The organism is Roseobacter sp. FCG-D35, assembly GCF_033436665.1.
In the GTDB taxonomy this organism is placed as follows: Bacteria; Pseudomonadota; Alphaproteobacteria; order Rhodobacterales; family Rhodobacteraceae; genus JAWQFO01.
This window is the reverse complement of the sequence record NZ_JAWQFO010000003.1, coordinates 295,471-315,315: the sequence shown is the minus strand read 5'-3', so window position 1 is coordinate 315,315 and position 19,845 is coordinate 295,471. Positions and strand designations below refer to the sequence as shown.

At 67.2% G+C, this 19,845-nt stretch carries 15 protein-coding genes; 11 read left to right on the top strand and 4 right to left on the bottom strand.

From position 1 onward, the window contains the following. Positions 1-36: 36 nt before the first annotated feature. The 5 genes from R5H30_RS09825 to R5H30_RS09805 all read left to right on the top strand — a co-directional run bounded on the left by R5H30_RS09825 (position 37) and on the right by R5H30_RS09805 (position 9,030). Complete coding sequence (locus R5H30_RS09825) at positions 37-1,044, top strand: AAA family ATPase (RefSeq protein WP_318328102.1); 1,008 nt, start codon at positions 37-39, stop codon at positions 1,042-1,044. After that, entirely contained in the window at positions 1,041-1,919 is an 879-nt protein-coding gene (locus tag R5H30_RS09820; protein WP_318328101.1) for a DUF58 domain-containing protein, read from the top strand. Before R5H30_RS09825 ends, R5H30_RS09820 begins: the two co-directional genes overlap by 4 nt. Beyond that, positions 1,916-4,702, top strand: coding sequence for a DUF4159 domain-containing protein (locus R5H30_RS09815; protein WP_318328100.1), 2,787 nt, complete (start codon positions 1,916-1,918; stop codon positions 4,700-4,702). The genes R5H30_RS09820 and R5H30_RS09815 overlap by 4 nt, the downstream gene beginning before the upstream one ends. Continuing rightward, positions 4,699-6,747 (top strand): hypothetical protein, encoded by a 2,049-nt coding sequence (locus R5H30_RS09810; protein ID WP_318328098.1) that lies wholly within the window; start codon positions 4,699-4,701, stop codon positions 6,745-6,747. Before R5H30_RS09815 ends, R5H30_RS09810 begins: the two co-directional genes overlap by 4 nt. A gap of 114 nt (positions 6,748-6,861) precedes the next feature. Next, positions 6,862-9,030 (top strand): ATP-binding protein, encoded by a 2,169-nt coding sequence (locus tag R5H30_RS09805; protein ID WP_318328096.1) that lies wholly within the window; start codon positions 6,862-6,864, stop codon positions 9,028-9,030. Here R5H30_RS09805 and yaaA read toward each other — a convergent pair. The 3 genes from yaaA to R5H30_RS09790 all read right to left on the bottom strand — a co-directional run bounded on the left by yaaA (position 9,015) and on the right by R5H30_RS09790 (position 12,265). Beyond that, positions 9,015-9,794, bottom strand: a complete 780-nt coding sequence (yaaA, locus tag R5H30_RS09800; RefSeq protein ID WP_318328095.1) for a peroxide stress protein YaaA — start codon at positions 9,792-9,794, stop codon at positions 9,015-9,017. The genes R5H30_RS09805 and yaaA overlap by 16 nt on opposite strands. Before the next feature lie 30 nt (positions 9,795-9,824). After that, complete coding sequence (gene recQ / locus R5H30_RS09795; protein WP_318328093.1) at positions 9,825-11,867, bottom strand: DNA helicase RecQ; 2,043 nt, start codon at positions 11,865-11,867, stop codon at positions 9,825-9,827. Positions 11,868-11,977: 110 nt separating this feature from the next. Further along, positions 11,978-12,265 (bottom strand): YggT family protein, encoded by a 288-nt coding sequence (locus R5H30_RS09790; RefSeq protein ID WP_318328091.1) that lies wholly within the window; start codon positions 12,263-12,265, stop codon positions 11,978-11,980. A gap of 157 nt (positions 12,266-12,422) precedes the next feature. On the opposite strand from R5H30_RS09790, the gene R5H30_RS09785 reads away from it, so the two are divergent. From R5H30_RS09785 to R5H30_RS09760, 6 genes are all read left to right on the top strand, one after another. Beyond that, complete coding sequence (locus R5H30_RS09785; protein ID WP_318328090.1) at positions 12,423-13,799, top strand: MFS transporter; 1,377 nt, start codon at positions 12,423-12,425, stop codon at positions 13,797-13,799. Next, on the top strand, positions 13,796-14,734 hold the full coding sequence (mepA, locus tag R5H30_RS09780; RefSeq protein ID WP_318328089.1) for a penicillin-insensitive murein endopeptidase: 939 nt from the start codon (positions 13,796-13,798) through the stop codon (positions 14,732-14,734). The genes R5H30_RS09785 and mepA overlap by 4 nt, the downstream gene beginning before the upstream one ends. Beyond that, a complete protein-coding gene (locus tag R5H30_RS09775; RefSeq protein WP_318328088.1) occupies positions 14,707-15,624 on the top strand; it encodes an esterase-like activity of phytase family protein in 918 nt (305 codons plus the stop codon). Before mepA ends, R5H30_RS09775 begins: the two co-directional genes overlap by 28 nt. 92 nt (positions 15,625-15,716) lie before the next feature. After that, entirely contained in the window at positions 15,717-16,337 is a 621-nt protein-coding gene (locus tag R5H30_RS09770) for a queuosine precursor transporter (RefSeq protein ID WP_318328087.1), read from the top strand. A 314-nt stretch (positions 16,338-16,651) separates the two neighbouring features. Beyond that, positions 16,652-17,074: an alternative ribosome rescue aminoacyl-tRNA hydrolase ArfB gene (arfB, locus tag R5H30_RS09765; RefSeq protein ID WP_318328086.1), complete on the top strand. Its 423-nt coding sequence runs from the start codon at positions 16,652-16,654 to the stop codon at positions 17,072-17,074. 107 nt (positions 17,075-17,181) lie between these two features. Further along, positions 17,182-18,498 (top strand): sensor histidine kinase, encoded by a 1,317-nt coding sequence (locus tag R5H30_RS09760; RefSeq protein WP_318328085.1) that lies wholly within the window; start codon positions 17,182-17,184, stop codon positions 18,496-18,498. A gap of 12 nt (positions 18,499-18,510) precedes the next feature. On the opposite strand, the gene pncB is transcribed toward R5H30_RS09760, so the two are convergent. After that, complete coding sequence (gene pncB / locus R5H30_RS09755; RefSeq protein WP_318328084.1) at positions 18,511-19,803, bottom strand: nicotinate phosphoribosyltransferase; 1,293 nt, start codon at positions 19,801-19,803, stop codon at positions 18,511-18,513. Positions 19,804-19,845 lie beyond the last annotated feature (42 nt).

Sequence of the window (19,845 nt, the reverse complement as noted above, 5' to 3'; positions counted from 1 at the left end):
GACTTATCGAGATATAAGACACTGGAGCAGATTGTCATGAGCGAAGCCGACGACATGGTCGCACAGATCGAAGCCCTGGGCGACAAGCTGGCCGAGGCGAAGGCCTCGATCACCCGCCGCTTCATCGGGCAGGAGCGCGTGGTCGAACTCACGCTTGCGGCGCTGCTGTGCGGCGGACACGGGCTGCTGATCGGCCTTCCTGGCCTCGGCAAGACGCGTCTGGTCGAGACGCTGTCGACCGTCATGGGCCTGCATGGCAACCGGATCCAGTTCACGCCCGACCTGATGCCTGCCGACATTCTCGGCTCCGAAGTGCTCGAGACCGGCGCCGACGGATCGCGCGCCTTCCGCTTTATTCAGGGTCCAGTGTTCTGCCAGCTGCTGATGGCCGACGAGATCAACCGCGCCTCGCCGCGCACGCAATCTGCGCTGTTGCAGGCGATGCAGGAAAAGACCGTGACAGTGGCCGGCGCCGACCGTCCGCTGGGCGTGCCGTTCCACGTGCTCGCGACCCAGAACCCGATCGAGCAGGAAGGCACTTACCCGCTTCCCGAGGCACAGCTCGACCGCTTTCTGGTGCAGATCGACGTGATCTACCCCGACCGCGACACCGAGCGCGACATCCTGCTGGCCACCACCGGGGAGACCGAGGAAGCCTCGACGCAGGTGTTCAGCGATGGCGAACTGCTCGACGCGCAGCGCCTGCTGCGGCGCATGCCCGTCGGCGACAGCGTGGTCGAGATGATCCTCGATCTGGTCCGGGCCTTCCGGCCGGAGGACGAGAACGCGTCGCAGACGGTGCGCGACACCGTCGCCTGGGGCCCCGGGCCGCGTGCGGCGCAGGCGCTGATGCTGACGGTCCGCGCGCGGGCGCTGCTGCAGGGCCGGCTTGCGCCCTCGGCCGAAGACGTGCTCGACATGGCGCGGCCGGTGCTGAGCCACCGCATGGCGCTGAACTTCGCTGCCCGCGCCCGCGGCGACAGCCTGCAAGGTCTCATCGACAACACCGCCGACAGCCTCGCCGGGTCCAGGGCCGCCGCGTGAGCCGACCCGTCACCCTTCGGTCCGCCGCCGAAACCGAAGCCGGTCGGTTGCCGCCGCTGCTGGCGCGCGCCGAGCGGCTGGCCGGCGCCGTGCTGCTGGGCGACCACGGGCGGCGCCGGGCCGGGCTGGGCGACGACTTCTGGCAATATCGCCCGGCGCAGCTGGGTGACAGCCGACGGCTGATCGACCATCGGCGTTCGGCGCGCGGCGACCAGCAATTCGTGCGCGAGCGCGAGTGGCAGATCGCGCAATCGGTAATGCTGTGGGTCGATCAGGGCGCTTCGATGCGCTTCGGCTCATCGCCCGACCTGCCGCAGAAGGCCGACCGGGCGCGGCTTCTCGGGCTTGCGACGGCGATCCTGCTGGTGCGCGGCGGCGAGCGTGTGGGCCTGACCGGCACCAGCCTGCCGCCCCGGCGTGGCAATGCGCAGATCCTGCGGCTGGCCGAGATGTTCTCGCGCGATTCCGCGGCCGATTACGAACCGCCCGAGCATCGCGCGATGATCCCGTCTGCCCGCGCCGTCTTCATCTCGGATTTCCTCGGCGACATCGACGAGATGCGCACCGCGCTGACCAAGGCCGCCGATCGCGGCGTGCGCGGCGTGGTCCTGCAGCTGCTTGATCCGTCTGAAGAGGCGTTTCCATTCCGAGGCCGGACGATCTTTGAAAGCGTCGGTGGCACGCTCAGCCACGAGACGTTGAAAGCCAGCGACCTGCGCGGGCGCTATCTGGAACGTCTCGCCGCGCGCAAGACCGAGCTGCAGCGGCTTTGCTCCGTGACCGGCTGGCAGTACGGGCTGCATCACACCGACGCCTCGGCGCAGTCGGCGCTTCTGTGGCTCTACCGCGCTCTCGACACGGCGAGCGCGCGATGACGGTTCTGGGCCCCATAGGTTTCACCGCCCCCTGGCTTCTGCTGGCGTTGCTGGCGCTGCCGATCCTCTGGCTAATCCTGCGTGCGGTGCCTCCGGCGCCGATCCGGCGTCGTTTTCCGGGCGTCGCGCTGCTACTCGGGCTCACGGACGACGAAAGTGTGACAGACCGCACGCCGTGGTGGCTGCTGCTGCTGCGGATGCTGGCCGCCGCGGCGATCATCATCGGCCTTGCCGGTCCGGTGCTGAACCCGGAGGACGGCGGCGAACGCGGCAGCGGACCGCTGCTGCTGGTGCTCGACGGAAGCTGGGCGGGCGCCACGCGATGGAGCGATCAGGCCGAGGCGATCGAGGCACAGCTGAGCCGGGCCAGCCGCGCCGGACACACGGTGGCCATGCTTGACCTCGCGCGGCCCGAAGCACCGGTGTTCCAGGCCGCGGACAGCTGGCGCAGCCGCCTGCCGGGCTTCCTGCCGGCACCCTGGCAGCCAGGCCCCGCAAGAGCCGCGCAAGCGGTGGGTCTCGTGCAGGCGATGGAGGGGTTCGACACGCTCTGGTTCAGCGACGGGCTGGATTATCCGGGCCGCGACGACCTGCTCGCCGCGTTTCGCGCAAAGGGCGCCGTCGAGGTCTACCAGACCGCAGGCAACGTTCTGGCGCTTCGACCGGCGGGCTACGAAGACGGGGCCGTCCAGTTGACGGCGACCCGCGCGGCGCCGGGGCCGGCGCGCGCCGTGACCGTTCAGGCGCAAGGCCGCGACCCGGCCGGAAACGCCACGGTGCTCGCCTCGGTCCCGGTCGAGTTCGCGGACGGCGAGACCGAAGCCTCCGCCGCCCTGTCGCTGCCATCCGAAATGCGCGCGCGGATCTCGCGCTTTGACATCCAGGGTCAGCGGTCCGCCGGGGCGGTCACGCTAGCCGACGATGCGCTGCGGCGCCGCGAGGTGGCCCTGATCGCCGGGCGCGACAACCGCGAGGGGCTCGAGCTGCTGTCGCCGCTGCACTACATTGAGAAGGCGCTGGCACCGACAGCCGACCTGATCGACGGCGCGCTTAGCGAGGTTCTGCCGGCGAACCCGGACGTGATCATCCTTGCCGATGTCGCGACACTTTCGGAGGCCGAGGCCGAGGGGCTGGGCGACTGGATCGACGAGGGCGGCATGCTGGTGCGGTTTGCCGGGCCGCGTGTCGCGGCCAGTGACGTCAGCCGGATCGACGAGGATCCGATGATGCCGGTGCGCCTGCGTAGCGGAGGGCGCACGGTGGGCGGTGCGATGAGCTGGGGCGAGCCCAAGTCCCTCGCCCCGTTCTCGGAAACCTCGCCGTTTTTCGGCCTGACCATCCCCGACGACGTCCAAGTGACGAGCCAGGTCATGGCGCAACCCGATCCGACGCTCGCCGCGCGGGTCATCGCCGAGCTGGCCGATGGCACCCCGCTGGTTACACGCAAGGCCCGCGAGAAAGGCCAGATCGTGCTCTTCCACGTCACAGCCACGGCGGACTGGTCAACCCTGCCGCTGTCGGGCCTTTTCGTGCAGATGCTGGAACGTCTCGCGATCTCGGCCTCGACCGCCGGTCCCGACGCGGGAAGCCTGGAGGGCACGACATGGCGGCCGTTGCAGGTCATGGACGGGTACGGGACACTTCAGGATGCCGGCAACCTGCCGGGCGTTCCGGGTCCCGACCTGGTCTCTGCCCCGCCGGGTCCCGAGATGCGCCCAGGCATCTACGCCTCGGGCGAGAGGCGCCTTGCGCGCAACGTGGTCGGGGCAGAGGACGTGCTGCGCCCGACAAGCTGGCCATCGGACATCCCCGTCCGAGGCTTCGCGATGCCGCCTGAACGCCCCCTTGCCGGCTGGCTTCTGAGCCTTGCCATCCTGTTGCTGCTGGCCGATGTGATCGCCTCGCTTGCGCTCTCGGGCCGGCTTGGCGGAGGCTTGCACCGGACGGCCGCAATCGCCGCGCTCGCACTCGCCGCGGGCCACCTTCCGCCAGGGACGTCAACGGCGCAGGAGACTTCGCCGGAGCAGGAACTTTTCGCGCTGGAAGCGACGTCCGAGGTCGTGCTGGCCCATGTGCTGACCGGAAACGCGCGGATCGACGACCTCGCGCAGGCCGGATTGCGCGGGCTGTCGGAGACCCTGTTCTACCGCACCTCGGTCGAGCCCGCCGAACCGATGGGCGTGGACCTCGAGCGCGACGAACTGGCCTTCTTCCCGGTCCTCTACTGGCCGGTCACGCCTGACCAGCCACGTCCCTCCGACGAAGCCTACGTCCGGCTCAACACCTACCTGCGCTCGGGCGGGCTGATCCTGTTCGACACCCGCGACGCCGACATCGCGCGCTTCGGCACCTCGAGCCCGAACGGGCGCAAGCTGCAGGACCTCGCCGCCCCGCTCGACATCCCGCCGCTGGAGCCGCTGCCAGCCGATCATGTGCTGACGCGAACCTTCTACCTGCTGCAGGATTTTCCCGGCCGCCACGCCAGCCGCGACGTCTGGGTCGAGGCCGCGCCGCCGGATGCCGAGCAGGTCGAGGGCATGCCGTTCCGCAACCTCAACGACGGGGTGACGCCGATTGTCATCGGCGGCAATGACTGGGCCGCGGCCTGGGCGGTGGGTGCGAACGGCGCGCCGCTGGTCCCGATCGGGCGCGGGTTCGCCGGCGAGCGCCAGCGCGAGCTGGCCAACCGGTTCGGCGTCAATCTCGTGATGCATGTGCTGACCGGCAACTACAAGTCGGACCAGGTCCACGTGCCTGCGCTGCTCGACAGGCTCGGCCAATGAACGCCGTCGGACAGATCGTCCTCGACCCGCTGATCCCGTGGCCCTTCCTCGCCGCGGTAACCCTTGTGGCCGTGCTGATGGTCGGCCTTGCCCTGCTGCGCGGCCTCACGGGCTGGGCGCTGCGCGGGCTTGCGGCCCTCGTCGTGCTGGGGGCGCTTCTCGGCCCGTCCTACCAGCAGGAGGACCGCGCACCTTTGACCGACATCGTCATGCTGTTGGAGGACGAAAGCGCCAGCCAGGGCCTGTCGGACCGGCCCGCGCAGACCCGCGATGCCGCCGAGGCGCTCGAAGCCGAGATCGCTGGGCGTCCGAATACCGAGGTGCGCCGGATCGCCGTGCCCGATGGCGAGGGAGACGCCGGCACGCAGCTGATGACCACGTTGTCGCGCGCCTTGGCTGAAGAGCCGCGCGCGCGCATCGCGGGCGTTGTCGCGCTCAGCGACGGGCGGGTGCATGACGCGGACCTGCCGCTCGACCTGCCCGCGCCGATGCACCTGGTGTTGACCGGGCGCGCCGAGGACTGGGACCGGCGCCTGATCATCCGCAACGCCCCGGCTTTCGCGATCATCGGGGAACCGGTGACCCTGACGCTGCGCATCGAGGACATGGGAGCGGCGCCCGAAGCTGCCGCAACCGCGCCGCTTGAGATTTCCGTCGACGGCGAGGAACCGCAAAGCTTCAACGTGCCCATCGGTCAGGACATCGAGTTGCCGGTCACCCTGCCGCACGGTGGGCGCAACGTTCTGCAGTTCACCGTGCCCGAGGCCGAGGGCGAGTTGACCGACCGCAACAATACCGCGCTGATCCAGATGAACGGCGTGCGCGATCGTCTGCGCGTGTTGCTGGTCAGCGGAGAGCCGCATCCCGGCGGACGCACCTGGCGCAACTTGCTGAAATCCGACAGCTCGGTCGATCTGGTGCATTTCACGATTCTGCGCCCGCCCGAGAAACAGGACGGCGTGCCGGTGGGCGAGCTGTCGCTGATCGCTTTCCCGACCCGGGAATTGTTCCTCGAGAAGATCAACGACTTCGACCTGATCATCTTCGACCGCTACAAGCGCCGCGGCATCCTGCCCAGCCTCTATCTCGACAACGTGGCAAACTACATTCGGCAGGGCGGCGCGGTGCTGGTCGCGGCGGGGCCGGACTTCGCCGGGGCGGACAGCATCTACCGCTCGCCGCTGGGGCCGTTGCTGCCCGCGGCACCCTCCGCGCGGGTGCTGGAAGAGCCCTACCGCCCGGTCGTCACCGACCTCGGCGACCGCCATCCCGTAACCACCAACCTGCCCGGTCGGGGCGACTGGGGCCGCTGGCTGCGTCAGATCGACCTCACCGGGTCCGAAGGTAACGTGGTGATGGAGGGAATCGACGGCCGCCCTCTGCTGATCCTCGACCGCGTCGAAGAAGGCCGCGTCGCGCTTCTGGCCTCGGACCATGCCTGGCTGTGGAACCGCGGCTACGAGGGCGGCGGACCGCAACTCGAACTGCTGAGACGCCTCGCGCACTGGATGATGAAGGAGCCGGAGCTCGAGGAAGAGGCGCTGACCGCGCAGGCCACAGGCCAGACCATGCGGATCCTGCGACGGACGCTGGAGGAAAATGTGCCACCGGTCACGATCACCGACCCGTCGGGCAACGTGACCGAACTGGAGCTCTCCGAAGGCGATCCCGGCGTGTTCGAGGGCGTGTTCGAGGGGGCCGAGATCGGCCTTTACAGGCTCGAGAACGGCGACGAGTCGTCCGTCATCGGCCTTGGTCCCGCCGCCCCGCGCGAGTTCGAAGCGACCATCGCGACCGGAGAGATCCTGGAACCTGTCATGGCTGCGATGCGTGGCGGCACGGTCCGGATCGAGGATGGCCTACCGCGCATCCGCTCGGTGCGCGCCGGACGCCCCGCTGCAGGACGGGGGTGGATCGGCCTGACCCCGCGCGATGCCTACGAGACCCGCGACGTGCGGCAGACGGCGCTCCTGCCCGGTTGGCTCGTGCTGCTCCTGAGCCTCGGCCTGATCACCGCGGCCTGGCTGCGCGAAGGCCGCCGCTAACACCACTTCAGCCGCGAATTGCGCCGCAGCGCCCTGCATGGCGCGGCGCCTTAAGCAGTTTTTCACGCCGCGCCCCGATGATCGCGTCACGCGGAAAGAGGGGCTGCCGACGGGATGAGTCTGGCAAACAAGCTGGCAGAGGAACGGCGCGGTCGCCTGGCCGCGGAACGGATGCTTGAACTCAAGCAGGCCGAACTTTTCGCCGCCAACCGCAAACTGGGCCTGCATGCTCGTGCTTTGTCGGAAGAAATCGTGGAAACCCGCGCTGAGGTCGCGATCGTCCGCGACGAGAACCTTCGGGTCAAGTCAGAGCTGACCACGGCGCATCAGAAGATCGAGCAGGTCGAACGCCGCATGTGGCACACGATCGAGACGATCAACGACGGGTTCGCCTTCTACAGCTCCGATCTTGAACTCATCATGGCCAACAGGTCGTTCCTGTCGGTCTTCGACGGGCTCGAGATCATTCGTCCGGGCGTGAACTACGTCACCATGCTGCAGATGATGACCGACGAGGGCATCGTCAACACCGGCGACCTGCCACCCGACGAATGGCGCAGGATGATGACCGAACGCATCCAGGAGCCGGCCCCGGATCCGGTCACGGTAAGGCTCTGGGACGGCGGCTACATCAAGCTGATCGACCAGCGCGGACCAGACGGCGACATCGTCTCGCTGGGTCTCAACATCACGGCGGCCGTTCGGTACGAGGCACAGCTGCGCGAGGCGCGGCAGGTCGCGGAAAGCGCGAACCGGGCCAAGTCGGCCTTTCTCGCCAACATGAGCCACGAGATCCGCACCCCGATGAACGGCGTCGTTGGCATGGCCGAGGTGCTGGCGGAAACCGATCTGACCGCCGATCAGCGCCTGTGCGTCGACACCATAAAGCACTCGGGCGAGGCGCTGCTGGTGATCATCAACGACGTGCTCGACTACTCGAAGATCGAGGCCGACAAGCTCGAGTTGCTGCACAACCCGTTCGATCTCGAACGCCTGATCCACGAGGTCATGGTGTTGCTCGAACCCGCGGCCAGCGAAAAGGGTCTCGAGATCGCGCTCGATTACGACATGGAGCTTCCGGGCCGGTTTCTCGGGGATCCGGGCCGGCTGCGGCAGGTCATGACGAACCTCGTCGGCAACGCGATCAAGTTCACCGCCAGCGGCGGCATCGTGGTGCGCGTCCGCGGCATCGCCAGCGAGGGGTCGGCCAGCCTGATCGTCGAGATCGAGGATAGCGGGATCGGTATTCCGGCGGACAAGATCGATCACATCTTCGGCGAGTTCAATCAGGTCGAAAACGCGCGCAACCGCAAATTCGACGGCACCGGCCTCGGTCTCGCGATCAGCAAGCGGCTGGTCACGAAGATGGGCGGCGAACTTTGGGTGAAGTCGACGGAAGGCGAGGGAACGTGCTTCGGTTTCGACATCGACCTGCCGCTGTCCGGTGACGGCGCGTCGCCGGAACGCGACAGACCGGACGGCGTGGCGCGCGTGCACGTGGTCGATGCTTCGGCGACGGCGCGGGACATTCTGCAGCGCCAGTTGCGTGCCCTTGGGTTCGAGGTGACGGGCGGGCCCACGTTCGACGCCGCCGCGGATGATGCCGACCTGGTGATCGCCGACCGGATGCCTGAGTTCACCGGGGACGGGTTCGCGCCCGCCCTGTTGCGGCTGACGGCGCGGTCGACCCTCGCGACAGCGGGCGAAGTCGGCGATGTCCTGACCCGCCCCTATCTGCGCGAAGACCTCGTCGCCCGGGTGGGAATCGCGGCAGGATGCAGGGGATCAGAGGTGAATGACGCCCCGGTGCCGGTGTTTTCGCACCGCGCGGCACCCCGTCCGGCGCAGGCCACGCCGCCGCCGGACGAATCTGGATCGCGCCTGCGGGTGCTGACCGCCGAGGACAACCGGACCAACCGGCTGGTCTTCGGCAAGATGGTGCAGGATCTCGACATCGACCTGCGCTTCGCGGCCAATGGCGAAGAGGCGGTGAAACTCTACCGCGATTTTCAGCCGGATCTGATCTTCATGGACATCTCGATGCCGAAGATGGACGGCAAGGAGGCAACCCGGCGGATCCGGGCGGACGAGGCCGGAACCGGACGGCATGTCCCCATCGTGGCCCTCACTGCGCATGCGATGCGTGGCGACGACGCCGCGATCCTCGCCGCGGGTCTCGATCACTACATGACCAAGCCGCTGCGCAAGGCCGAGTTGGTCGAGCGGATCCGGGCCGCGGCCCCCGCGCCGTTGGGCTCCAGCGGAGTTCAGGCCGCCGAATAGGCGCGCACAAAAACCGGACGATCAGCAGAGGACCGTTCGGTATCGAAGGCGTATCCGCCGGTGTCGAAGTCTTTCAACTCGTCCGGGTCGGTCACCCGCCGCTCGACGATGAACCGGGCCATCGCCCCGCGCGCCCGTTTGGCGAAGAAACTCACGACCTTGGGGTCGCGCCCGTCGCCCTTGTCCTCGAGAAAGACCGGCGTGACGATCCGCAGACCCAGCGCGGCGGGCGGCACCGCGCCGAAGTATTCCTGGCTCGCGCAGTTGACCAACGTCTCGCAGCCCAGCGCCTCCGCCTCGGCCTTCAGGGCCTTGGCTAGGGTGTCGCGCCAGTAGTCGTAAAGCGTATCGCCCCGGCGTGTCTTTAGCCGGCTGCCCATCTCCAACCGGTAAGGCTGGATCCCATCGAGTGGACGCAGCAGGCCGTAAAGCCCCGACAGGATCCGCAGGTGATCCTGCGCATAGCGCAGCGCGTCGGCATCGAGGCTGGCGGCATCGAGCCCGAGATAGGTATCGCCGGCAAAGGCGAATGCTGCCGGCCGCAGGGTTTCGGGATCCGGCGATGCCCCGAACGCGGCGAACCTGTCGCGGTTGAGCCGCGCAAGATCATCGGAAAGATCCATCAACGCCTTCAACCGGCCCAGCGTCAGGTTGCGGGCGGTCTTGGCGAGGCGCAGCGCATCGTCGCGGAACACCGGCGCGGTCATTTCGACGTCGCGGTCGCTCCAATCGAGGCGCTTTGCAGGTGAGATCACGACGAGCATCGGCAGGTTCCTCTTCTGACCCGCCGGCACCTAGCCCGCTTCGCGCAGAACGTCCAGAAAGGCCGGTCCGAAACGTTCGGCCCGCTTCTCGCCCAGCAGGCGCGTCACTGCGTCCGGATCCGGGCTACCGAGCCGCGCAAGACGCGCCAGCAGCGATGCCGAACAGCTCAGCGGCTTGTCGGTGCCCATCTCTCCGCGCGCCAACCGCGCCTGCGCTTCGAGCAGTCGGTCGTAGACGCCGCCCGCCTCGCGCCCGGCGAGCTTGCGACGCGAGGGGTGCATATGCGCAGCCTCGCCGGCGATGACCTCGAGAAACGCGTCGCCGTAGCTTTCGAGCTTCTTGGCCCCGACCCCGCCGATCCGCGCCATCTCGTCGATGTTGCCCGGACGGGTCTCGGCCATCTCGATCAGGGTGCGGTCGGTAAAGATGATGTAAGCCGGCACCCGCGCCGCCTCGGCCAGCGCGCGGCGTTTCGCCTTCAGCGCCGAGAGCAGCGGCGCGTCCTCGTCCGACACCATCGCATTGGCCGCGGGCCTGCGCGCGGCGGCAGCGCGCACGGTGTCCTTGCGCAGCGCGATCGTCGCCTCGCCACGCAAAAGCGGCAGCGCGTCGTCGGTCATCGCCAGTGCGCCGTGCCGTTCGGCATCGGGGCGCAGCAGGTCGAGGCCCATCATCTGCCGGAAGATCGCCTGCCACTGGCTGCGGGAGTACTCCTGGCCGACCCCGAAGGTCGGCAGATCGCCGTGGCCGTGCCGGGCCACCTTGTCGGTCGCGTTGCCGGTCAGCACGTCGATCAGATGACCCGAGCCAAAGCGTTCCTCGGTGCGCAGGGCTGCCGACAGTGCCTTGCGCACGGCGGTGGTGGCATCGAAGAGCTCGGGCGGATTGTCGCAGAGATCGCAGCGATCGCAGGTCACGTCGGTCTCGCCGAAATAGCCCAGCAGCGACGCGCGGCGGCAGGTCTGGGCCTCGGCCAGCCCGAGCAGGGCGTTGAGCCTTGCATGGTCCGCACTGCGCCGTTCCGGCGGGGCGATGCCCTCGTCGATCTGCGCCCGGCGCAGGCGGATGTCGTCGGGGCCGTAAAGCGTTAGGGTTTCTGCCGGAGCGCCGTCGCGGCCCGCGCGGCCGATCTCCTGGTAGTAGGCCTCGATGGATTTCGGCAGGTCGGCGTGCGCGACCCAGCGAATGTCCGGCTTGTCGATGCCCATGCCGAAGGCCACCGTGGCGACAACGATCAGCCCGTCTTCCTGCTGGAACCGCGCCTCGGCGCGGCGCCGGTCGTCGGCCTCCATCCCGCCATGATAGTGCAGCGCCTCGTGACCCTCGTCGCGCAGCGCCTTGGCCAATGTCTCGGTCTTGGCGCGGGTACCGCAGTAGACGATCCCGGACTGGCCGCGACGCTGGCCGGCAAAATCGAGGATCTGAGCACGCGGACGGTCCTTGGCGGCGAAGGCGAGATGGATATTGGGCCGGTCAAAGCCGCGCAGGAAGCTCTGCGGGGTTTCGCCGCCGAACAGCTTTTCGACGATCTCGGCGCGGGTCTCGGCATCCGCCGTCGCGGTGAAGGCAAACAGCGGCACGTCGAGCGCGCGGCGCAGCGCGCCGATGCGCAGGTAGTCGGGGCGGAAGTCATGACCCCACTGGCTGACGCAATGCGCCTCGTCGACGGCGATTCCGGTCACGTTGGCCCGGCGCAGCATGCCCGCAGCCGACGCGCTGCCCAACCGTTCCGGAGCCATGTAGAGCAGCTTGAGCCGTCCTGAGGTCAGCGCCTCGTAGACCGCATCGTTTTCATCGGACGTGTTGCCCGAGGTCAGCGCGCCCGCGGCGACGCCGGTTTCCTGCAGGGCGCGCACCTGGTCGCGCATGAGTGCGATCAGCGGCGAGATCACCACTGTCACGCCCTCGCGCATGAGCGCCGGCAACTGGAAGCACAGCGACTTGCCGCCGCCGGTCGGCATGATCGCGAGCACGTTGCGTCCCGCGGCGACCGCCTCGACGATCTCTTGCTGGCCGGGCCGGAACGCGTCGAAGCCGAATACGTCGCTCAGCAGCGGGGCTGCGCCGGTCATGGGGGATCCTGTTGTCTGCCTGCTCGTTGAGTGCAGACTCCCACACTAAGATTCCGTGAACAAGCCCGGACCGCGCGTCGCGGGCCGGACAGGGGCGGATCGCGGCCGGGTCAGACGAAGGCGGCGTAGTTGTTGATCAGGATGATCCGCAGGATCGCCACGCCGACCAACACCACGAGCGGCGCAAGGTCGATGCCGCCCATCTGCGGCAGCATGCGTCGGATGGGGGCGTAAAGCGGTTCGAGCAACCGGTTCAGGCCGTACCAGATCTGCGAAACCAGGGGCTGGCGCAAATTCAGGACCTGGAAGTTGATCAGCCAACTCATGACCACGTGAGCGATGATGAAGAACCACACGATATTGAGCAGCAGCATCAGGATTTCGAACAGCGATTGCATGGGTGGCCCTCTTCTTGCGTCCGGCTTCAATTAAGCACCGCACGGCCAAAGGGCAAGGCTGCGGCACCGGCCGGATGCCGCCGGGTCAAGCGCTCTATTGCGCCCGGTCCGCAGGCCTGATCTACCTCGCAGCGAGGACTGGCAGGACAGGCGGGGCATGGCGGACATCTCGGCGCGCAGGCGCATCTGGGGCTGGTACTTCTTCGATTGGGCAAGCCAGCCCTACAACACGCTGCTGCTGACTTTCATCTTCGGACCCTATTTCGCCCAGACCGCGTCGCAGGTTTTGATGGACGGCGGCATGGCCGAGCAAGCCGCCAAGGCGCAGGCGCAGGCCTGGTGGGGTTACGGGTTGACCGCAGCAGGCGTCGTCATTGCACTTCTCGCCCCGATGCTCGGGGCGGTCGCCGACAGTTCCGGCCGACGCCTGCCGTGGATCTGGGGATTCTCGGCGCTCTACGTGATCGGTTCGTTCGCTTTGTGGTGGACGGCGCCGCAGTCCTTCTCGGTACTCTGGGCGCTAGCGTTTTTCGGCATCGGGCTGATCGGCATGGAGTTCGCGACGATCTTCACCAATTCCTACTTGCCCGATCTCACCCCGGACGCAGGAACGCGCGGCCGAATCTCGGGGTCGGGCTGGGCCTTCGGCTATGCCGGCGGGGTTCTGGCGCTGATCATCATGATCGCATTTTTCCAGGACGCCGGCGGAGGCCGCACGATGGCCGGCCTTGCGCCGCTGTTCGGGCTCGACCCGGCGACAGGGGCCGATACGCGCGTGGTCGGACCGTTCGTTGCGATCTGGTTCGCGGTGTTCATGGTGCCGTTCTTCCTCGCCTTCCGCGCGGCTCCGGTGACACGAAAAAGTTCGGGCTTCCAGCTGGGCAAGGGGCTTGCTGATCTGTGGCAGACCTTGCGCCGCCTGCCGCAAACGCCGTCGCTGCTGGCCTATCTCGGCTCGTCGATGTTCTACCGCGACGCGCTCAACGGGCTTTATACGTTCGGCGGCATCTACGCTTTCGGCGTGCTGGGCTGGAGCATCGTCGACATCGGCGTCTTCGGCATCGTCGCGGCGATCAGCGGCGCGGTCTTCTGCTGGGTCGGCGGGCGCGTCGACAGCGCCATCGGACCGATGCCGGTGATCCGAGCCTGTTGCGTGCTGCTGATCCTGACCTCGGGCATGGTCGTAACGCTGACGCCGACCTCGGCGCTAGGCATGGACCTCGCGGCGGGATCGCCTCTGCCGGACATCCTGTTCTACCTCGCCGGGGCACTGATCGGGGCTGCGGGCGGCGCCCTGCAGGCCTCGTCGCGCAACATGCTGACCCTGCAAGGCAACCCCGAGCGCATGACCGAAGCCTTCGGGCTCTACGCACTTTCGGGCAAGGCGACCTCGTTTCTCGCCCCTGCCCTGATCGCGATCGCCACGGATCTGAGCGGAAGCCAGCGAACCGGCGTCCTGCCTGTCGTCGGGCTATTCATCGCGGGGTTGATTCTGCTATCATGGGTCAAAACGAACGGAGAGGCACGAGCATGAACCTGTACCGTCTACTGATCGCCGGCGCCCTCGGGCTGACACTCGGCTCCTGCGGAGGTGGCGGCGACGCGCCAAGCGAGGCCGACCAGGCCCCGCTTCCCACCATCGGCAGCAATTCGGCGCTGGCCAACGTACCGGCCAAGCGGCTTTTCGGGGCCGAGGCCAGAAGCTCCGAACAGTCCCCGGCCGCGTTCGGCAGCTATTCCAAGGGCTGCATGGCCGGGGGTGCGCAACTGCCGGAGACCGGACCGACGTGGCAGGCGATGCGCCTGTCGCGCAACCGCAACTGGGCACATCCCGAAACCGTCGATTACGTGCAGGACCTCAGCGCCAAGGCGGCCCGCCTGCCGGGCTGGAACGGGCTTTACGTGGGTGATCTCAGCCAGCCGCGCGGCGGCCCGATGACCTCGGGCCACGCCAGCCACCAGATCGGACTCGACGCCGACATCTGGCTGCGCCCGACCGACAACATGCGCCTGTCAGCCAGCCAGCGAGAGAACATCTCGTCGATCTCGATGCAGCGCGCAAAGGGCGCCTACGTCAACGACCAGTGGACGCGGGCGCATCACGAGTTGATCAAGGCCGCGGCGTCTGATCCACGCGTCGCGCGGATCTTCATCTTCGCCGGCGCCAAGGTTCAGATGTGCAACGACGAGACCGGCGACCGCAGCTGGCTCAACAAGGTCCGGCCCTGGTATGGACACCATTATCACTTTCACGTCCGCCTGAAATGCCCCAGCGGGGTGCGCGGCTGCATCAACCAGACCCCGCCGCCGCCGGGCGACGGCTGCGCCGACGCGCAGACCTGGGTGAACAACCTGCTCAACCCGCCGCCGCCGGACCCGAATGCGCCCAAGGTCAAGCCGAAGCCCAAGCGTGACATCGTCATGGCAGAACTGCCCGCCCAATGCGCTGGCGTGCTGCAGTCGGACTGATCGCGGCGGTCGCGGTACTCGGCACCTATTACAGGTACTACCCGGCGGGCCCGTCTGTCGCGCCCGAAGACCAGCCCGCGCAACTTGTTTCGGCCTACCGATGGTCGGTCGATGAAGACTGGTTCGGTGGCATCTCGGGCATAGAGATGTCCCTTGCCGGGGATCGGTTGCTGGCCGTCACCGACAGGGGCAGGATCATCGACGCGGATGTTTCCCGCGACGATGCCGGTGCGATCGATGGCATTTCCTTACGGTCCGTCAATCTGCTTCGTGACCCCGACGGGGCCGACGTGGTCAAAAATCGCATCGACGCCGAGGGGCTCGCCGTCGGTCCGGACGGTCGCATCTACGTGTCCTTCGAGCGGGTCGACCGGGTGTGGTCCTACGGCACCGTAGACGGGCCGGCCGAATGGGAATCCTACACGCGCGCATGGCGCGCCATGGCGAACAACGGAGGTCTCGAGGCGCTTGCCCTGTCTCCCGACGGAAGCCTCTACGCGATCGAGGAAGAAACCGGGCGCGGCGCACGCGAGACATTGATCCACCGCCGGCGGCCCGGCGCCAGGTGGGATCAACCCGTCACCCTGCCCCTCGATGACCGCTTTTTGCCGGTCGGCGGCGATTTCGGACCAGACGGGCGGCTCTACGTTCTCGAGCGGCACGTCTATCCCTTCGGGTTCCGCAGCCGGGTGCGCGCCTTCACGGTGACCGAGCGACGGCTGACGCGCGAAAGGACGGTCCTTCAGACCCGCCTCGGCACCCATGGCAATCTCGAAGGTCTGAGCGTCTGGCGCGATGGCGCGGGCCGGATCCGGCTGACGATGGTGGCCGATGACAACTTCCTGCCGATCCAGCGCAACCAGATCGTCGAATACGCGCTGACGGAATGACTTGCGTCGGCGCTTCGCGGCGCCTAAAGACCGCGGGTCGGCCGGATCGCCGACCAAGTCGCCGCACCCTTGCCAAAACGGACCCGTTTCAAATGACCCGTGCCCACCTTCCCGGCATTCTTGCCATGGCCGCCATCGTCGTGGCCTCCAACATCCTCGTGCAGTTCCTGTTCGGCCAATGGCTGACCTGGGGTGCGTTCACCTATCCGCTCGCCTTCCTCGTGACCGACGTGATGAACCGCGTCTATGGCGCAGGCCCGGCCCGGCGCGTCGTGCTTGCGGGTTTCGTCGTCGGCGTGATCTGCTCTCTGATCGGCACGCAAATCATGGGCGAGTTCGGCCCGCTCGTGACCCTGCGCATCGCAATCGGCTCGGGTCTTGCCTTCCTGACCGCGCAACTGCTCGACGTCTCGATCTTCTCGGCCCTGCGCGACGGGCGCTGGTGGCGTGCTCCGCTGGCCTCGACGCTGATCGGCAGTTCGGTGGACACGGCGGTTTTCTTCACGCTCGCCTTCTCGGCCAGCCTGAGCTTTCTCGAGCCGAACAACGACGTGTCCTGGGCCGGCGAGATGCTGCCGCTTCTGGGCGTCGGTCCCGTCGCGCCGCTCTGGGTATCGCTCGCCTTTGCGGACTGGATGGTAAAGCTTTCGCTCGCTCTGGTGGCACTTATCCCCTTCCGGGTGATCACGCAGCGGCTTTTGCAGCCTGCCTGACAGAAAATCCTTTGCGAACGGAGGAACCTGTGGAATGATTCTCGCAGGTTCAACAGATATGCAAAGGAGGTGATCCAGTGTCGAGAACGGGATTGGAGAGAGGTGCCGGAACAGCTTTGGAGGTCACGCGCTGAGGCAACCCTCGGTGGGATGAACCGCCAAGGTGGATCGCGATCTAACCGGAACCACCTCCTTGCACCATTCGATTGGGCCGCTCCCGCCGGGGGCGGCCCTTTTCGTGTCATCGGTCCCGCGGGTATCGGCCCCTTCACGACAGGGGGTTTCGGCGCTAAGTGCCGTCGAGGAGGTTGCGCATGCTGAACATCGACAAGGACATCGCCCTGCAGGACTGGGAATTGACCGAGAGCTTCATGCGCGCCTCGGGACCCGGCGGGCAGAACGTGAACAAGGTGTCCTCGGCGGTCGAACTGCGGTTCGAGGCTGCGCGATCACCGTCGCTGCCGCAGCCGGTCAAGGCGCGATTGAAGCGGCTGGCCGGACGGCGCTGGACCACCGAGGGCGCCGTCGTGATCCAGTGCGACGAGACCCGTTCGCAAGCGCGTAACCGCGAAATCGCGCGCGAAAGGCTTGCCGAGCTGGTGCGCAAGGCGTTTGTCGCGCCCAAAAGACGGATTCCGACGCGGCCGACGCTGGGATCGAAGAAACGCCGCCTGAAGGCGAAAAAGGCGCGCGGCGAGGTGAAGTCGCTGCGCGGCAAGGTGGATCCGCCCGAATAGCTTTCGCGACCGCGCCGGGGTGATCCGGCGCGCGCTTGTGCTTTCTTAAACCTTGTCGCCTAGACACGGACGGGACCGGGCGCGGCCCTCGCAGAAAGCATCGTCGCATGACGCCCCAAGCACAGCTCAAGCGCAATTTGCGGACGGTCGCCTGGACGACCGGCGCGATCTGCGTTGCCGTGTCGACGCTGCTTGGCGCGATCCTGATTTATGTCCGTATCGACCAGGCCGAGATCGTCGAACGCCAGTTGGCACATTACAACGACAAGGTCGCGCTCGAGCAGGTCATGGGCTACGGCGGCATGATCCACAGCTTCAAGAACTGGATCCTGCGGCCGGAGGAACGCCGCTATCGCGACGCCGCCAAGGCTTCCGCAGACCGCGCGCTGGACCTGCTTGGAAGAATTCAGGCCGGAACCACGGTTCCGGACGACCCGCGGTTCGACGGTCTGCGGCACACGCTCGAAGCCTACCGCGACAGCGTGGACACGGTCAGCCGAATGCACGCGCTGGGTCATACCGCGAAAGAGATCGATACCGCCGTCCGTGTGGACGACGCGGACGCGCTGGAAGGTCTGCGACGGCTGCATGCCATCCTGATCGAACAGATGCGGTCCTACGAGGCGACGCTCGTGAAACGCCGGACGTTCACGTTCCTGATCCCGATGGCTCTGATCGTGTTCGTTTCGAGCATGCTCACGCTTCTGGTCCGCCAGCGGGCGCGCCTTCGGCGCGAGCATGACCAGGTCCGTATCGACGACATGGAGCAGTTCACGCAGATCGCCGCACATGATCTGCGCGGGCCGCTCCTGCAGATCGGCGCGCTGCTCGATTTCGCGCGCGACGACCTCGAGGATGTTCCCGCCGCGGCGCGTGCCGAGATCGACGAGCATCTCGAAACGATTTCGGGGCGCGTGGCCAAGCTCGACGCCATGGTCCGCGCGGTGTTCCGCTACATCCGCGTCGTGGGCGCGGCACAAGAGCGGGAAGAGATCGATCTGGCGGCACTGATGCGCGACGTCGCCGATTTGCACTTGCCCGTCGGCGCCTCTCTGTGTCTCGACGGGGCGTTTCCGCAGATCACCGCGCAGAAGGTCGAACTCGCAATCGTCCTGCGCAACCTGCTGTCGAACGCGGTGAAGCATCACCCGAACCGCTCTCCGAAGATCACGGTCCGACACCGGCGCATGCGCGGCGCACACCATTTCGAAGTCGAGGATGACGGCAAAGGCATTCCGCCGGAGGTCATGGACCGCGTTTTCGACATGTTCTGGTCGCTCAACGGGCACCAGAACAGCGACGAGGTCTCGGGACTCGGTCTCGCGCTGGTGCGGCGCATCGTGACACGCTGGCAGGGAGAGGTCTGGGCCCGGAACTCTGACCGTGGCGGGGCGATCCTCGGCTTCTCGTTGCCCACGGGCTGACGCGTGACGGCCTCAGACGACGACCGACAGCGCGTCCTGATGGCCGACACCGAACACGCGCTTGTAGCGTTCGATCTCGTCTTGTGGTCCCATCGCCTTGTTGGGATTGTCCGAGAGCTTGACCGTCGGCCGCCCGTTGGCCGAGACCGCCTTGCACACCAGGCTGAACGGGGCGAGCGCGTCGCCTGGCACGAGGTCTCGAAAATCGTTGGTCAGCAAGGTGCCCCAGCCAAAAGACACCTGCACCTCGCCCGAGAATTCGGCATGCAGCGCGCGGATCCTGTCGACGTCGAGTCCGTCCGAGAAGATCACGCGCTTGGCCTTGGGATCCTCGCCGCGCGCACGCCACCAGTCGATCGCGATCCGCGCCGCCTCGGCCGGGTCACCGCTGTCCACGCGCACGCCGGTCCAGCCGGCCAGCCAATCCGGCGCCCGATCGAGAAAGCCCTTGGTGCCGTAGGTATCCGGAAGCACGATGCGCAGGTTGCCCTCGTGCTCCTCGTGCCAGTCCGACAGCACATCATAGGGCGCCCGAGCAAGCGCTGCGTCGTCCTCGGCCAGGGCGGCATAGACCATCGGCAGCTCGTGCGCGTTGGTTCCGATCGCCTCGAGCTCGCGGGTCATGGCGATCTTGCAGTTCGAGGTGCCGGTGAAGGCAGACCCGAGCCCCTCCTGCATCGCCTGCACGCACCAGTCCTGCCAGAGAAAACTGTGGCGGCGACGGGTGCCGAAATCGGCGATGGAAAGACCTTCGATCTCGCGCAGGGACTCGATCTTCTGCCAGACCCGGGTCATTGCGCGGGCATAAAGCACCTGCAGCTCGAACCGCCCCATGTCGTTCAGAACCGCGCGGCTGCGCAGCTCCATCAGCACAGCCAGCGCCGGGATCTCCCAAAGCATCACCTCTGGCCAGGCGCCCTCGAAAGTCAGCTCGTACTGGTCGCCGTTGCGTTCCAGGTTGTAAGGCGGCAGGCGCAGATCCTCGAACCACTCCATGAAATCCGGCCGAAACATCTGGCGCTTGCCGTAGAAGGTGTTGCCGCGCAGCCAGGTGGACTCACCACGGCTCAACGACAGCGACCGAATGTGGTCAAGCTGCTCGCGCAATTCGCCTTCGTCGATCAGCCGCGCGAGCGGCACCTCGGTCGAGCGGTTGATGAGCGAGAAGGTCACGCGCGTGTCGGGCTTGTTGCGAAACACCGACTGGCACATCAGGAGCTTGTAGAAATCGGTGTCGATCAACGAACGGACGATCGGATCGATCTTCCACTTGTGGTTCCAGACGCGCGTGGCGATGTCGACCATCGGTCTCTCCTCCTTGGCGCGACGGTTAGACCAGCCCACCGC

Coding starts and splice junctions, on each gene's coding strand:
- R5H30_RS09825 (WP_318328102.1), top strand. CDS start 37: ATGAGCGAAGCCGACGACATGGTCGCACAGATCGAAGCCCTGGGCGAC.
- mepA (WP_318328089.1), top strand. CDS start 13,796: ATGAACCTGTACCGTCTACTGATCGCCGGCGCCCTCGGGCTGACACTC.
- yaaA (WP_318328095.1), bottom strand. CDS start 9,794: ATGCTCGTCGTGATCTCACCTGCAAAGCGCCTCGATTGGAGCGACCGC.
- R5H30_RS09805 (WP_318328096.1), top strand. CDS start 6,862: ATGAGTCTGGCAAACAAGCTGGCAGAGGAACGGCGCGGTCGCCTGGCC.
- R5H30_RS09810 (WP_318328098.1), top strand. CDS start 4,699: ATGAACGCCGTCGGACAGATCGTCCTCGACCCGCTGATCCCGTGGCCC.
- R5H30_RS09760 (WP_318328085.1), top strand. CDS start 17,182: ATGACGCCCCAAGCACAGCTCAAGCGCAATTTGCGGACGGTCGCCTGG.
- arfB (WP_318328086.1), top strand. CDS start 16,652: ATGCTGAACATCGACAAGGACATCGCCCTGCAGGACTGGGAATTGACC.
- pncB (WP_318328084.1), bottom strand. CDS start 19,803: ATGGTCGACATCGCCACGCGCGTCTGGAACCACAAGTGGAAGATCGAT.
- R5H30_RS09790 (WP_318328091.1), bottom strand. CDS start 12,265: ATGCAATCGCTGTTCGAAATCCTGATGCTGCTGCTCAATATCGTGTGG.
- recQ (WP_318328093.1), bottom strand. CDS start 11,867: ATGACCGGCGCAGCCCCGCTGCTGAGCGACGTATTCGGCTTCGACGCG.
- R5H30_RS09785 (WP_318328090.1), top strand. CDS start 12,423: ATGGCGGACATCTCGGCGCGCAGGCGCATCTGGGGCTGGTACTTCTTC.
- R5H30_RS09775 (WP_318328088.1), top strand. CDS start 14,707: ATGCGCTGGCGTGCTGCAGTCGGACTGATCGCGGCGGTCGCGGTACTC.
- R5H30_RS09815 (WP_318328100.1), top strand. CDS start 1,916: ATGACGGTTCTGGGCCCCATAGGTTTCACCGCCCCCTGGCTTCTGCTG.
- R5H30_RS09770 (WP_318328087.1), top strand. CDS start 15,717: ATGACCCGTGCCCACCTTCCCGGCATTCTTGCCATGGCCGCCATCGTC.